14 protein-coding genes are annotated in these 14,833 nt (G+C 61.1%); 5 read left to right on the top strand and 9 right to left on the bottom strand.

All coding sequences use genetic code 11. The features are described 5' to 3' along the window. Positions 1–97: 97 nt before the first annotated feature. The 5 genes from C4J89_RS02575 to C4J89_RS02555 form a co-directional block, all read right to left on the bottom strand. Positions 98–808 carry a membrane integrity-associated transporter subunit PqiC gene (locus C4J89_RS02575; RefSeq protein WP_124402881.1) on the bottom strand — a complete coding sequence of 237 codons (711 nt, stop codon included), beginning with the start codon at positions 806–808 and terminating at the stop codon, positions 98–100. A gap of 173 nt (positions 809–981) precedes the next feature. After that, positions 982–3,246: a DNA topoisomerase IV subunit A gene (gene parC / locus C4J89_RS02570; protein WP_124413680.1), complete on the bottom strand. Its 2,265-nt coding sequence runs from the start codon at positions 3,244–3,246 to the stop codon at positions 982–984. A 70-nt stretch (positions 3,247–3,316) separates the two neighbouring features. Beyond that, entirely contained in the window at positions 3,317–4,312 is a 996-nt protein-coding gene (locus C4J89_RS02565) for an esterase-like activity of phytase family protein (protein WP_124413679.1), read from the bottom strand. Further along, complete coding sequence (gene parE, locus C4J89_RS02560; RefSeq protein WP_124413678.1) at positions 4,312–6,216, bottom strand: DNA topoisomerase IV subunit B; 1,905 nt, start codon at positions 6,214–6,216, stop codon at positions 4,312–4,314. Before parE ends, C4J89_RS02565 begins: the two co-directional genes overlap by 1 nt. 46 nt (positions 6,217–6,262) lie before the next feature. Continuing rightward, positions 6,263–6,871 (bottom strand): YqiA/YcfP family alpha/beta fold hydrolase, encoded by a 609-nt coding sequence (locus tag C4J89_RS02555; protein WP_124413677.1) that lies wholly within the window; start codon positions 6,869–6,871, stop codon positions 6,263–6,265. A 222-nt stretch (positions 6,872–7,093) separates the two neighbouring features. Between C4J89_RS02555 and C4J89_RS02550 the strand changes: the two genes are divergently transcribed. From C4J89_RS02550 to C4J89_RS27065, 4 genes are all read left to right on the top strand, one after another. After that, positions 7,094–8,014, top strand: a complete 921-nt coding sequence (locus C4J89_RS02550; RefSeq protein ID WP_124413676.1) for a LysR family transcriptional regulator — start codon at positions 7,094–7,096, stop codon at positions 8,012–8,014. Positions 8,015–8,236: 222 nt separating this feature from the next. After that, positions 8,237–9,553: an MFS transporter gene (locus C4J89_RS02545; RefSeq protein ID WP_124413675.1), complete on the top strand. Its 1,317-nt coding sequence runs from the start codon at positions 8,237–8,239 to the stop codon at positions 9,551–9,553. Between the two features lie 85 nt (positions 9,554–9,638). Further along, positions 9,639–10,103 carry a succinylglutamate desuccinylase/aspartoacylase family protein gene (locus tag C4J89_RS27070; protein ID WP_256681771.1) on the top strand — a complete coding sequence of 155 codons (465 nt, stop codon included), beginning with the start codon at positions 9,639–9,641 and terminating at the stop codon, positions 10,101–10,103. Continuing rightward, on the top strand, positions 10,103–10,621 hold the full coding sequence (locus tag C4J89_RS27065) for a hypothetical protein (protein WP_256681770.1): 519 nt from the start codon (positions 10,103–10,105) through the stop codon (positions 10,619–10,621). The genes C4J89_RS27070 and C4J89_RS27065 overlap by 1 nt, the downstream gene beginning before the upstream one ends. Positions 10,622–10,635: 14 nt before the next feature. On the opposite strand, the gene cpdA is transcribed toward C4J89_RS27065, so the two are convergent. The 3 genes from cpdA to C4J89_RS02525 all read right to left on the bottom strand — a co-directional run bounded on the left by cpdA (position 10,636) and on the right by C4J89_RS02525 (position 12,603). After that, the gene (gene cpdA / locus C4J89_RS02535) at positions 10,636–11,448 is read right to left on the bottom strand and encodes a 3',5'-cyclic-AMP phosphodiesterase (protein ID WP_124413674.1); all 813 of its coding nucleotides are present in this window, start codon (positions 11,446–11,448) and stop codon (positions 10,636–10,638) included. 97 nt (positions 11,449–11,545) lie between these two features. Then, a complete protein-coding gene (locus tag C4J89_RS02530) occupies positions 11,546–11,995 on the bottom strand; it encodes a DUF1249 domain-containing protein (RefSeq protein WP_124360998.1) in 450 nt (149 codons plus the stop codon). Next, on the bottom strand, positions 11,986–12,603 hold the full coding sequence (locus tag C4J89_RS02525; protein ID WP_124360997.1) for an NUDIX domain-containing protein: 618 nt from the start codon (positions 12,601–12,603) through the stop codon (positions 11,986–11,988). The genes C4J89_RS02530 and C4J89_RS02525 overlap by 10 nt, the downstream gene beginning before the upstream one ends. A 194-nt stretch (positions 12,604–12,797) precedes the next feature. Here C4J89_RS02525 and C4J89_RS02520 point away from each other — a divergent pair, with 194 nt between their 5' ends. Beyond that, positions 12,798–13,544, top strand: coding sequence for an RsiV family protein (locus tag C4J89_RS02520; RefSeq protein ID WP_124360996.1), 747 nt, complete (start codon positions 12,798–12,800; stop codon positions 13,542–13,544). On the opposite strand, the gene cytX is transcribed toward C4J89_RS02520, so the two are convergent. After that, positions 13,513–14,802, bottom strand: coding sequence for a putative hydroxymethylpyrimidine transporter CytX (gene cytX / locus C4J89_RS02515; protein WP_124413673.1), 1,290 nt, complete (start codon positions 14,800–14,802; stop codon positions 13,513–13,515). The two genes, C4J89_RS02520 and cytX, sit on opposite strands and share 32 nt — an antisense overlap. Positions 14,803–14,833 lie beyond the last annotated feature (31 nt).

Here is a 14,833-nt window from a genome sequence, read left to right as displayed (position 1 = left end):
CAAGCCGCTTTCCACATTTGACTGCGCCATGGCTTCTATTTTCAGATACAAAAAGGCCCGCTTACTCAGCGGGCCTTTTGTTTGTCTGCCATTCAGATCAAAACCTGAACACTTCCAAATCCGTACGAATCGGTGTCGCCATCGGCATCTTGGGCTTTTCCGGTGTGGCCGGCTTGGCCTGTGTCGGTGCCTGCTTGCGCGGGGCCTCGGCAATTGGCGGCTGGTTGGCCAGCGGCTTGAGCGCTACCGACAACTGTTGCGCCAAGTGCTGCAACAATACGCCCTGGGCTTGGACCTGGGACGCCGTGGTGCCGGTATGTTCTTCCTGCAGGTGCACGATACGGTTGTCCCGCACCTGGCCGCGACGGTCGATCAGGCGCCACTGTGCATCCAGGATCGCCGGTTGCGAGGTACCGGAGTCAAGCCGCGTGATCGTCAGCAGCACCTGCACATCCGGGGTAAACCCGGATGGCCCCGGCGCCAGCACCACACGCTGGCTGTCCAGCTGACCGGCCACCTGACGCAACATCAATTGATTGATATCGGAGGACAGGCTGCCCGCCCAGCGACCATCGGTGGAACCTTGCAGGCTGCCGTCGTTCTGACGTTGCAGCAGGGTTTCGCGTTGCAGGTAATCGGCAACGATTACCGGCCCCAGCAGAACGGCCATGCCGGCGGTTTGTGCTGGCTGAGCCGGACTTCCGCTGTCCAGCTGGTACAGCGACACCGGCTGGTGCGTGCTGCAACCCGCCAGCCCTAACAGGCCAGCGAGCATCAAAAATAGAGGAAGGCGTGGAGCAGTCATCATCCCATCCAGGTGGCTGCCGCACGGCGAACCACAATGTAATACTAAAAATAACCTAAATACGCTCGGCCACGCCGGCGCTGGAAAGGCCATATCATCCGTGAATATGCGCCATGACTCCAGCGCCAAAGCGTCGATCTACGCGTTAAATCGTAGATCGAGGCCTCTAGTACGCCTTAAGCAGGCGTTTCTACCAACAAAGCATCCACTCTCTGGAAGCCGCGAGGCAGTTTGTTACCGCGTCGACCGCGCTCGCCCTTGTAGTGTTCAAGGTCGTCAGGGCGCAAGGACAACGTGCGCTTGCCGGCCTGGAGCACCAGGGTTGAGCCTTCCGGGATGACGGCGATGTCGGTCACGTACTCTTCGCGACTGGCCACCCGCTCTCCAGGGATACCGATGATCTTGTTGCCCTTGCCCTTGCCCAACTGCGGCAGGTCGCTGATCTTGAACACCAGCAAACGCCCTTCGGTGGTCACCGAGGCCAGCCAGTTATGCTCGCGATCCTCCACCGGTCGCGGCAGGATCACCTTGGCGTTGTTCGGCAGGCTCAACAACGCCTTGCCCGCCTTGTTCTTGGCCTGCAGGTCTTCACCCTTGACCACGAAACCGTAGCCGGCGTCGGACGCGATGACGTACAGCGAATCATCGTCCGGCAACAGCACGCACTCGAAATTCGCCCCCTGCGGCGGCGTGAGGCGCCCGGTCAGCGGCTCGCCCTGCCCGCGTGCTGAGGGCAGGGTGTGGGCCGGCACCGAATAACTGCGCCCGGTCGAGTCGATAAACACCGCAAATTGGTTGGAACGCCCAGCCGCCGCAGTCTTGAAGCCATCACCGGCCTTGTACGACAGGCCGGTGGCATCAATATCATGCCCTTTGGCGGAACGAACCCAACCCTTTTCCGACAGAACGACGGTAATTTTCTCGTTAGGCAATAGCTCGGTTTCTGTCAGAGCTTTCGCTTCTGCGCGCTCGACAATCGGCGAGCGGCGCTCATCGCCGTAGGTTTCGGCGTCTTTGATCAGTTCACTGCGCACCAGCTTCTTGAGCTTGGCTTCGCTGCCCAACAGCGCCTGCAGCTTGGCTTGCTCCTTGAGCAGCGCGTCCTGCTCGTCGCGCAGCTTCATTTCTTCCAGGCGTGCCAACTGGCGCAAGCGGGTGTCGAGGATGTAGTCAGCCTGGATTTCGCTCAGCTCGAAGCGCGCGATCAGCTCGGCCTTCGGGTGCTCGGCGGTACGGATGATATGGATCACTTCATCCAGGTTGAGGTAGGCAATCAGCAAGCCGTCCAACAGGTGCAAGCGGCGCTCGACCTTGTCCAGGCGGAATTGCAGGCGGCGGCGCACGGTCTGCACGCGGAACTCCAGCCATTCCACCAGCAAATTGCGCAGGTTCTTGAGCTGTGGCTTGCCGTCCAGGCCGATGATGTTGACGTTGACCCGGTAGCTGGACTCAAGGTCGGTGCTGGCAAACAAATGCTGCATCAGCACTTCATGATCAACCCGGCTATTGGTCGGGATGATCACGATGCGGCAAGGGTTTTCGTGGTCGGACTCATCGCGCAGGTCGGCGACTTGCGGCAATTTCGACGGTTTTGCCTGCATCAACGCGGCAATCTGCTCCAGCACCTTGGCGCCGGATACCTGATGCGGCAACGCGGTCACAATAATGTCGCCGTCTTCGAAGTGGTACACCGCGCGCATGCGCACCGAGCCCTTGCCGGTTTCGTACATCTTCAGCAGGTCGGCGCGCGGCGTGATGATTTCCGCCTCGGTCGGGTAGTCCGGGCCCTGGATATGCTCACACAGCTGCTCGACCGTGGCTTTTGGCTCATCCAACAGGCGCACGCAGGCCGTGGCGACTTCGCGCAGGTTGTGCGGCGGCACGTCGGTGGCCATGCCGACCGCGATGCCGGTGGTGCCATTTAGCAGGATGTTCGGCAAGCGTGCCGGCAATACCAGGGGTTCGTCGAGGGTGCCGTCAAAGTTCGGCCCCCAGTTCGCGGTGCCCTGGCCCAGCTCGCTGAGCAGTACTTCCGAGTAGCGCGACAGGCGCGCCTCGGTATAACGCATGGCGGCGAAGGACTTGGGATCATCCGGCGCACCCCAGTTACCCTGGCCATCGACCAGGGTGTAGCGGTAGCTGAACGGCTGGGCCATCAGCACCATGGCTTCATAGCACGCCGAATCGCCGTGGGGGTGGAACTTACCGAGCACGTCACCGACGGTACGCGCCGACTTCTTGTGCTTGGAATCGGCGTCCAGGCCCAACTCACTCATGGCGTAGATAATGCGCCGTTGTACCGGCTTCAGGCCGTCGCCGATATGCGGCAGGGCACGGTCCATGATCACGTACATGGAGTAGTTGAGGTAGGCATTTTCGGTGAAGTCAGCCAGCGATCGGCGTTCTACGCCATCTAAGCTGTCTGCGAGGATGTCACTCATGCGGGCCTCATCATGGGGTAAGGCGCAACGGAATGGCCGCTGCGCTGATTCAATTCAAATTCGTGACGGCTCATGGCTGGGCACTCCAGCCACCGGCCGGGGCGGCGAACCGATAGACCACCGGGCGCTTTTCACCATCGGCGCGCGCGCCGAAATTATTGTCGATGCCAATCCAGGCACCGTCGGCGTCCATCACCAGGGCTTCGGCCAGGCCATAGGGCTGGGGGTAACGCCGCTCGGGCCTCAGGGTTTCGTCGGCAAACGACCAGCACAGCTCAACCTTGGCCGTCACCGTATCGCGCCGGCAAATCTGGAACGCATTACGCTCCAGGGTAAACAGCTTGCCGTTGAACAGCGCCAGGTCGGCAAAGTCCTTCGACACCGCCTTGGCGTTGGGGAACTGCGCCGGTTGCACTTCCAGGCCGGCCTCGCTCAACAACACGCAAGCACCGTCGCAATCCCACACGCTCTGCCCGCGCTTGATCGAGACCAGGCCGCGGCGCTCACGCTCGGCCGCCAGCCAGAGCTGATCGCCTTGCGGGTTCACCGTCAGGCCCTCGAACAACGCATTGAAGTGCAGCAACATGCCACTGGCCCGGGCTTCGCGCACCATGCCTGGGGCAATTTTCAGCCACTCGGGTGCGCCTGCTACCGGCACCTGCAACACCGCCGCGTGGGCTTCGCTGACGATGTAGCGGTTGCCTGCGGCATCACAGCTGATGCCTTCGAAATCCAGGTCGCCACCGCGAACGAACGAAGCCGCCTTGGTGCGCGAGCGCAAACCCCACGGCAGGCCGGATTCGGGCACGGGGGGTACGTCGATCGCCACCACTTCGGCGGTCCAGGTCGGCGCGCGGGTGTCCAAGCGATAAATCTGCTCATCATCACGGTCCGATACGGTCCACAATTGCTTGCCACACAGCGCCAGGCCCGACAGGTTCCCGCCGCGCATGCCGTCTACCGCGTGCTCCGACACCAGCTTGAGCTCAGCCACGGGCGCGGCCGCCACATCGGTGGCCGCCAACCCGCACATCATCAGGATCGCCAGGGCGACGCCTGTGCGCATCAGCCCAGCACCTCGGCCAGGTTGCCTTTGGATTCGAGCCAGGCTTTGCGATCCGGTGCGCGCTTTTTCGCCAGCAGCATGTCCATCATTTCCGACGTGCCGGCGAAGTCTTCCAGGGTCAACTGCACCAGGCGCCGGGTGTTCGGGTCCATGGTGGTTTCGCGCAGTTGCGGCGGGTTCATTTCACCCAGGCCCTTGAATCGCGTGACCTGTGGCTTGCCGCGTTTCTTCTCGGCCACCAGGCGGTCGAGAATGCCATCGCGCTCGGCTTCGTCCAGGGCGTAGAAAATCTCCTTGCCCAGGTCGATCCGGTACAGCGGTGGCATGGCGACGTAGACGTGACCGGCATCCACCAACGGGCGGAAGTGCTGCACGAACAACGCACACAGCAGGGTTGCGATGTGCAGGCCGTCGGAGTCGGCGTCGGCGAGGATGCAGATCTTGCCGTAGCGCAACTGGCTGATGTCCGCCGCGCCCGGGTCGACGCCGATGGCCACGGCAATGTTGTGCACTTCCTGGCTGGCCAGGACTTCGCTGCCGTCGACTTCCCAGGTGTTGAGGATCTTGCCGCGCAACGGCAGGATCGCCTGGAACTCCTTGTCCCGCGCTTGCTTGGCGGAACCACCGGCGGAATCACCTTCCACCAGGAACAGCTCGGAACGCATCGGGTCCTGCCCGGCGCAATCGGCCAGCTTGCCGGGCAATGCCGGGCCCTGGGTGATGCGCTTGCGCTCGACCTTCTTGCTGGCCTTGAGGCGACGGCCGGCGTTGTTGATCGCCAGTTCCGCCAGGGCCAGGCCCAGCTCCGGGTGCTCGTTGAGCCACAGGCTGAAGGCATCCTTGACCACCCCGGAGACAAACGCCGCCGCCTCGCGGGACGACAGACGCTCCTTGGTCTGGCCGGAAAATTGCGGCTCCTGCATTTTCATCGACAGCACGAAGGCGATGCGCTCCCACACGTCTTCCGGCGCCAGCTTCACGCCGCGTGGCAGCAGGCTGCGGTATTCGCAGAATTCGCGCATGGCATCCAGCAGGCCCTGGCGCAAGCCATTGACGTGGGTGCCGCCCTGGGCGGTGGGGATCAGGTTGACGTAGCTTTCCTGCACGCTGTCGCCGCCTTCGGGCAACCACAACAGCGCCCAGTCGACGGCTTCCTTGTTACCGGCCAGGCTGCCGCAGAACGGCGCGTTGGGCAGGCGTTCAAAGGCGCTGACGGAGTCTTCCAGGTAGGAGCGCAGGCCGTCTTCGTAGTGCCACTCGACTTTCTCGCCCGTGCCTTTGTCTTCAAAGCTCACCAGCAGGCCCGGGCACAGCACGGCCTTGGCCTTGAGCACGTGCTTGAGGCGGCTGATGGAGAATTTCGGCGAATCGAAGTATTTCGGGTCCGGCGCGAAGTACACGCTGGTGCCGGTATTGCGCTTGCCAACGGTACCGATCACTTCCAGGTCGGTGGCTTTGTAGCCATCAGCGAAGGTCATCTGGTATTCGTTGCCATCGCGCTTGACCTTGACCCTGACCTGCGTGGACAGCGCGTTGACCACCGAAATACCCACGCCGTGCAGACCGCCGGAGAACTGGTAGTTCTTGTTGGAGAACTTGCCGCCGGCGTGCAGCTTGGTAAGGATCAGCTCGACGCCCGACACGCCCTCTTCGGGGTGGATGTCCACTGGCATGCCGCGACCGTCATCGGACACTTCCAGGGAGTGATCGGCGTGGAGAATGACCTGCACCGACTTGGCGTGGCCGGCCAGGGCTTCGTCAACGCTGTTGTCGATGACTTCCTGGGCGAGGTGGTTCGGCCGACTGGTGTCGGTGTACATGCCGGGGCGTTTGCGCACCGGGTCGAGGCCCGAGAGGACTTCGATGGCGTCGGCGTTATAAGAGCTAGCGCTGGGAGTGGCCATGGGGTCTCGTCGTGAGTCGTTCGATTAAAAAAGTGACCCGCGATTTTTACAGTGACGAAAAATCGAAGGATTGATACTGATCTGCGCCAATGCCGGCAAAGCTCAACAGTGCCGGCAATTGCTGGGCGAACCCTTGGTAACCATGGTCGCCACCGGCCTGAATGCGCAAGGCACAGGCCCGGTAATACTGCTGGGCCAGGCGATAATCCAGGGTTTCATCCCCGGTCTGCAACCACACCTGATAACGCGTGGCATCCTGGGGCGCCGGTACTTCCAGCTCGGCCAGCGCTGTGACGTGATCGTGGGTCAATTCCCAGGTTTCATCGGTGTAGAGGTTCTTCTGGGTGCCCAGGTAACCGTCAAACATCCGATGGGGGCTGACCGCCGGGTTGACCAGCAACGCCTTGAGGCCATGGCGCTCGGCAAGATGGGTTGCATAGTAGCCGCCGAGTGAGCTTCCCACCAGCAGTGGCCGACCCAGTTGCGCGATGGCTTCCTCCAATTGAGGAATCGCCTGACGCGGGTGGTGATGCAGGGCCGGTACACGCAACTGGTCGGCCAGGCCCAGGCTGTCCATCACGGTCATCAACTGGCTGGCCTTGTTGGACGCCGGTGCGCTGTTGAAACCGTGGATATACAAGATTGATGCGGACATGCCGGGCTCTCCATGCTTGCGCCAAAGAGGCGCAGTTTACAGGTAACAGCGGGGTCGTGGGTGCAGCCCATCGCCGCTGGCGTTACTATCCGTTCCACGCCCCTTAAGCACCTGATCGGCTGCAAAATGCTCATTTTTTGATCAGCGCACCCTTTCTTCATTGCTTGTGGAATTCGCCGGTACTGGCGGCGCGTTAAATAGGTTGCCGAGCGGGAAAACAGCATGCAACTGGAATGGCTTGAGGACTTTATTGAACTGACCCGCACCCGCAGCCTGTCGCGCGCTGCGGAAAATCGGTGCGTCACGCACCCCGCGTTCGGGCGCCGTATCCGGGCGCTGGAAGAATGGGTCGGCACGCCATTGATCGAACGTACACAACCAGTGTCATTGACCCCTTGCGGCGTACTGTTTCTGGACGCCGCCACCCAATCGCTGGAACTGCTGACCGCCGTCAGAGCGCAATTCAAAGGTGGCCCCCTGAGCCGCGATGAACCCGTGCGTATCGCCACCGGGCGAACCCTGGCCTGTGACTTCTTCCCCGACTGGTACGAGTCGCTGTACCCGCAATTGGGCAGTTTTGCGGTGTCACTGCTCACCAGCGGTGCGCAAGAGGCCATCAGCCGGCTGTCGGCTGGCGAAGTCGATCTGCTGCTGAGCTTTTCCAGCCCGCTGACCCAGTCATTGATCGACCCGCAGCGTTTTGACTCTCGAGTGCTGGCAAAGGAGCAATTGCTACCGGTCAGTGCGCCGGACGCTCAGGGCCAACCGCGCCAGCAGATAGCCGCAAGCAGTAACGCCCTCTCTATTCCCTGGCTGGCCTTTTCACCTTCCCTTGCGCTGCGCGGCGTGCTGGCGCAGCACCTGGAGCGACTGCCACAGCGCCTGGCGTTGCGGATGGTTTACCAGGCCGATTCCTATGATGCGATTCTGGAAATGGCCAAGCGTGGCAAGGGCCTTGCGTGGTTACCGCAGATGGTCGTCAGCGATGCGCTGGCGTCGGGCGAACTGCTGATTGCGGGCGGCGCCGAGTTTTGCGTCAGCTTCGACGTATCGCTGCATCGGTTACGCGATAACCAGAGCGAGATGGTGATGAAGATATGGGAAGCGTTGGCAGCGTTTGAAACGCTGCCGCCCCCCTCATGACCGCCCGTTTTTCCGCTTCACCACCGCTACCAGCCGCGACTGGCCTGGGCCGTGCCAAAACAGCTCAAACCTGTGCCAAATCAGCAATTGCCGCTACACCGCTATTGATTCACTTTCATCCGGGCTTTCACCCATAACAATTAACGCTTTCGATCTCGCCAGGCCGCGTAGCAGCTTGGGCGAATCCGAATGCCAAACGTGAAATACACCCGGGGCACACCCATGACCGCTCAATCACCCGCCTTACCCTCGGCAACGACCCCAGCCCGACGAGGCCCATGGAAGGAAATCATCGCTGCCAGTTTCGGCAATGCGCTGGAGTTCTATGATTTGTTGATCTACGGCTATTTTGCAGTCGTCATCGGCAAACAGTTTTTCCCCTCCGATAACGAAACCACCTCACTGTTGCTGGCCGTGGGTTCATTCGGCATTTCCTTTCTGATGCGTCCGCTGGGCGCCATTGTGCTGGGTTCCTATACCGACAAAGCCGGGCGAAAAGCCTCGCTGACACTGTCGATCATGATCATGTTGCTCGGCACCGCAATAATCACTTTCGCACCCACCTATGAACAGATTGGCTTGGCCGCGCCGCTGTTAATCATCGTTGCGCGCATGCTTCAAGGGTTCTCCACAGGCGGTGAGTTCGGCGCCGCGACGGCGTTTATGGTCGAACACGCAGACGCCAAGCGCCGGGGCTTCTTTGCCAGCTGGCAACTATCCACCCAAGGGCTGGCAACCGTCCTGGCAGCGGGGGTCAGCGCGATCCTCAGTTATGTACTGTCGGATGTGCAGTTGAACGAATGGGGCTGGCGCGTCGCATTCGGTTTCGGCCTGCTGATCGGGCCGGTGGGCTATTACATTCGTACACAAATCGATGAAACCCCGGACTTCAAGAAAACGCTGGTCAGCAGCACGGCCAAAACCCCGCTGCGAGACGTCTTGATCAAGGAGCATGTCAGCCTGCTGCTGGCTATCGGTGTAGTGGCCGGTGCGACCGCATTCAATTATGTCCATAAGTTGTACATGCCGATCTACGCGTTCAAGCAACTGAACATCGCCGCCACGTCTTCTTACCTCGGGGCGCTGATGACGGGCGTTATGTTAATGCTGATGGCGCCGGTATTTGGCGGGCTTTCCGACCGCTACGGACGATACCGGGTACTGACCATTGCGCTGTTGATTACCGGGTTTTCGTCTTACCCGATGTTCGTGCTGCTCAACACCTTCCCCAGCGTCACCACACTGCTGATCGTGCAAGCCCTTGTTGGCTTGTTGATCGCAGCCTGCCTGGGGCCGATTCCAGCGATGCTTTCCGACATTTTTCCGACCAGCATTCGCGGCACGGGCCTGGCGCTGAGCTACAACTTTTCCGTCACCCTGTTTGGTGGTTTTGCGCCATTGATCGTGACCGCGTTGATCGAAGCCAGCGGCAGCAAGCTCGCACCGAGCTTTTACGTGATGGGGACCATCTTGATCAGTGTCGTGTCGATCGTCTGCCTCGGCCGGCGCATGCGCGGTACGCAACCTTCGGCCAGTTGAGCCGAGCACTTATGAAAGCCAGCTTCTCTTGATTGTCGTGCCTCATCTGGCGACACGTCTAAACGTTGGTCTGTCGGAGACAGAAATGAAAACCTTAGAGCAAGTGCGTGCATCCCTGAAGCCATACCCGATTGAAGTCGACTTCCCCGACCTCAGCCCATGGAAAAACGGTAATAGCGGGATTGACTACGTCTACAGCTTCGACAGCGGCGAACCAGGGCCGCATGTTTTGATCATGGCATTGACCCATGGGAATGAAGTCAGCGGAGCCATCGCGGTAGACGCCCTGTTACGCCGCGGTATCCGCCCGCGCAAGGGCCGCTTGTCACTGGCGTTCGGCAACGTTGAGGCCTATCAACGCTTCGACCCGCAAAACATCGACGCGTCCCGCTTCATCGACGAGGACATGAACCGTGTCTGGCTGCCATCCGCACTGGAAGGCGAGCGAGAGTCTGTCGAGTTGCGCCGCGCACGTGAACTGCGACCGCTGATCGACACTGTCGATTTGCTGCTCGATATCCATTCAATGCACGAAGAATCCCCCCCTTGATGATGTGCGGGGCGTGCGCCAAAGGCCTGGCATTTGCCAAATCGTTGGGTGTACCGGCCACCGTCGTCGCCGACGCTGGCCACGCCAATGGACAACGCATGCGAGACTACGGCGGGTTTGGTGACGCCAAAAGCACCAAAAACGCGCTGCTCATCGAAACAGGTCAGCACTTTTCAAAAAAGAGCGAATACGTCGCCCTCGATATAGCCGCTCGTTTCCTGATGGCGACTGAAACCGTCGCCGAGGCCGACGTTTCGAGGTTTCTAAGCCGTGAACAGCCCGTTGCCCAGCACTGTTTGCAGGTCACCGATCCAGTGATCGCGCACAGCATGGACTTCAGTTTTACCGATGACTTCCGTGGCCTTAAACGGATCGCTCACGCGGGAACAGTGATCGCCAGAGACGCCGAACGCGAAATCCTCACGCCGTATGACAACTGCGTGCTGATCCAACCCTCGCTGCGGCACTTGGGGCAAGGCGTTACGGTGGTCAGGTTGGCGAAGATGCTGGACCTATAGCCGCGCCGCGATGGTCAATAGCCGTTGCTGCCGTAGTCCACCTGGAACGCGAAGCCTTCGAGCCTTTCTACGCCGGTATCCAACCATCCGTCGGCATGCAGGCGCAGCCAGCGATAGCCCGGCGCTTGCTCGCTGACCTTGAAGTCCTCACTGCCGGGTGCGAACTGGATGCACGTGGACGGCGAAGCCAGCAGACGTACACCGTTGCGCTCGCGGTCGATTTCCTGGTGCACATGGCCCCAAAGCACCGCCTTGACCTGCGGGAAGCGGTCGAGCACGGCAAACAACGCATCGGGATTGCGCAGGCCAATCGGCTCCATCCAGGCGCAGTCGATCGACACCGGGTGATGATGGAAGCACACCAGATGATGCCGGTTCGGCGCTTCGCTCAAAGCCTGGGCGAGTAATTGCAGTTGCTGGTCTTGCAGGTAGCCGGGCACGGAGCCGGGTACGGCGGAGTCCAGCAGGATGATGCGCCAGTTGCCGACATCGACCACCGGCTCAAGCAGGTCGCTGTGCACGGCAGCCTGGGCCATGACCTGCGGCTCATCGTGGTTGCCGGGAATCCAGCGCGCGGGAGCACCGATCGGCGCGGTCATATCGCGAAATTGCTGGTATGACGCCAATGTGCCGTCCTGGGAAAGATCCCCGGTGGCCAGCACCAGATCGATAGACGGCTGCTGTTCGCGGACCAATTCGATCACCCGCTGCAGGCTTTCGCGGGTATTCATACCCAGCAGCGTGCCGTCGGCCTCGGCAAACAGATGGCTGTCGGTCAGCTGCACCAGCAGCACAGCGTCAGGGTTCACGGCGGATACGCTCGGCAAGGCGCTCTCCCTAGCAATCACAGGAATAGATAGTTGGGGCAATTATGCTAGGGCAGGACACAAAGAGGAAACCTGGACAAACGGACACCGTTCACATCTAACGCACGACTTCGAACTCATGGCCCAAGGCCAGACAGTGGCTCAACCATTCGCCGAGGAACACATTGAGCTGTGCTTTCTCATCGGGCTGGTGCATGAACACATTCGGGTAAGGATAGATGCTGCGAAAGCGCCGTGCATGTTCGGCGCTGATCACTTCGGCCATGCGCGCATCGTGGTACACCTGCACTTCCAGCTGCGGCACCGGCAGCCACGGCAGGCTGTGTTCCTGGCGCACGCGCAGGGTGGTGGTGTACGGGCAATTGACGATGACTTCCAGGGCCAGCACGCCGAGCATCTGGTCGCCGTGGGTCACGGCAATGCGCCGCGCCTCGGGCGCGTGGCGCATGTCGGGCAGCAGGCGCATCAGCCGCGCATAGTTGGCCTCGCACGCGGCTTGCAGCCCGATCAGGTCGACCCGATAACGTTCCCGTGCCTTTACTGCCATAACCCCCTCACTTCCGCGCGATTAAGCGCAAGCCATTGCAGGGCGATAATGCTGGCTGCGTTGGAAATCTTACCGTCGCGTACCGCCTGCAAGGCATCTTCGAATGCCCAGGTGGTGACGCGGATGTCTTCTGCCTCTTCTTCCAATCCATGGATACCACCCGCCTGGGAGCTGTCGCAACGGCCCAGGTACAAGTGGACAAATTCGGTGCTGCCGCCAGGCGAGGGGAAATACTTGGTGATCGGCCACAGCGCGGAGAACGTCAGCCCAGCTTCCTCCTCGGCTTCGCGGTGTGCAACCTCCTCCGGCTGCTCGTCCTTGTCGATCAGTCCGGCGACCATTTCCACCAGCCAGGGGTTGTCGGTGCGGCCCATGGCGCCCACGCGGAACTGCTCGATCAGCACCACTTCATCGCGCTGCGGATCGTAGGGCAGCACGCACACCGCATCATGGCGCACGAAGACTTCACGATTGATCACGCGGCTCATGCCGCCGTCAAACTTCTCGTGGCGCAACTGCACGCGATCGAGCTGGTAGAAGCCCTTGTAGGCAGAGTCGCGCTGAACAATCTCGATTTTATTCGGCGTCGACTTCGTAAAATCCGTCATATCCTTCCTCGTCATAAGCCGTGCAATGGGCGCCATCCTAACGCGCCCATGCAGGTTGGCGCAGCCCCTTTCCGGTTGCCGGGATAGACGGCGGGCGTCAAACTCACTCTAATCAGTCTAGTGGCGAACTGGCGGCCTTGTTGGCAGTCCAAGCGCTACTCTTTTCGCTTTCCATCGATTTACGAAGGACACACATGTCGCTTTTAAAAATCGCCTCCGTGGCTTGCATTGCCTTGACCCTGGGTGCCTGCCAGAGCCTGTTCCAACCCAGCCAGCTCAAGCCGCTGGACGTTACCACCGACAAGTCGGAGCAAACCAAACCCGGCTGCGGCAGCCCTGACTGCCCGCTGGTGAACATCGATACCGTGCATTTCCCCGCCGACCCGCAACTCGACAGCCTGGTGGAGCAGCGCTTGCTGCAGATGACCCGCACCAGCCCCGGCGCCAGCGTTCCGGCAACCCTGAATGCCTACCGGGACAAGTTCCTGCGCGAATCCCCCGACCGCCACAGCATGTATTTGCAGGCCAAGGTACGCGAGCAGCATGACGCCCTGGTGATCGTCGAAGTGTCCAGTTACCTCGACACCGGCGTGGCCCACGGTGAGCCTGGCCGCGGGTTCATCAACTATTCACGTGTGCTGCATAAAGAGCTGGGCCTGGCCGACATGCTGTTGCCCGGCCAGGAGCAGGCCTTCTGGAATACGGCAAAAGTTGCCCATAACAGTTGGTTGATCAACACCAAGATGGACCGCGATCCGGAGTTCGTGAAGAACTGGCCGTTCCAGAAAACCCCGAATGTGGCCTTGACCAGTGGCGGCGTGGTGCTCAAGTACAACGTGAGCACCATCGCCCCTTATGCGCAGGGGTTGATCGAAATCACCATCCCCTATGCGCGCCTTACCGGTGTGATCAAGCCTGAGCTGATGCCCGCGCGCCACTGACCGCCCGCCCCAGGATGAACTGCAGCAGCCCCGCCAGCAGCAATGCCGGCAGGGTTGCGCCAATATCCGGATAGAGGTTGGCCAGCACATGATAGGTAGCGATGCCGCCCAGCCAGGCCACCAGCGCCGGCCAGTGCAGCTGGGTCACCGCGCCCTGGCGCCGATGGCGCAGGATGAAGTGATCCACCAGTACCACGCCGAACAGTGGCGCAAATACTGAACCGATCAGCAACAGGAAGTTCTGGTATTGCGCCAAGGGCGCAAAGCAGGCGATCAGGGTGCAGATCACACCGATAGCCAACGCCAGGTGCTCGACCTTCAAGCGCAGCAGAATCCCGCTCGACACCGCTGCCGAGTGAATATCGGCAAACGCGTTTTCCGACTCGTCCAGCAGGATCAGCAACAGCGGAATACCCAGGCCGGCGCCGGCCAGGGCCAGCAGCAATGCATTGACCTCACCGCTTGGCGCAAATGCCAGGGTGTACGCCACCCCCAGGCTCATCAGCCAGAAGTTACCCACAAAGAACCCCAGCGCCGTGCCGCCGAACACGCTTTTAGCGCGCTTGCCGAAGCGTGAGTAGTCGGCAATCAACGGCAGCCAGGACAGCGGCATGGCGATGGCAATGTCGAAGCCCACCGCAAACGGCATCGAGCCATCACCGGCCTGGGCCCACAGCGCAGCGAGGTCGGCCTTGGCGAACAGGTTCCAGGTCAGCCACAGGCAGGCCGCAAGCAGCAGCCAGATACCCCATTTGCGCAGGACCTGGCGCACGAAGGTCAGCGGGCCGCTCACCGCCAGCAAGGTGGCGAGGCCGCCGAAGAACAGCGTCCACAGCAAGGGGCTCGCCAGCAGGTTGCCTTCGCTGAACGCTCTTGTGCCCAACAGGCTGGCGGCATCGCGCATCACGATGATTTCGAACGAGCCCCAGCCAATCAATTGCAACAGGTTCAACAGCGCCGGCAGGCTGGCGCCCTTGGCACCGAGGCTGAGCTTGAGCGCGGCCATGGCGGACAAGCCGGTGTCGCTGCCGATTACACCGACGGATGCCAGCAACAGCACGCCCACCAGAGTGCCAAGGAAGATGGCCAACAATGAGCCGGACAAGCCCAGGCCCGGCGCCAACAGCGCGCCGGTTTGCAGGACCATCAGGCCGATGCCGAGGGAGAACCATAGGGAGAACAGGTCGCGGGCGCCGAAGACGCGCTTGTCGGTGGGCACCGCGATGTCGGGGGAGTAGGTACTCGGTTGAATGTTCAAGGGGGGTATCTCTGAGGGGCTGATCGTTCCC

Source organism: Pseudomonas sp. R4-35-07 (assembly GCF_003852235.1).
In the GTDB taxonomy this organism is placed as follows: Bacteria; Pseudomonadota; Gammaproteobacteria; order Pseudomonadales; family Pseudomonadaceae; genus Aquipseudomonas.
The sequence above is the reverse complement of the archived record's forward strand: the minus strand, read 5'-3'. Positions and strand labels throughout refer to the sequence as shown.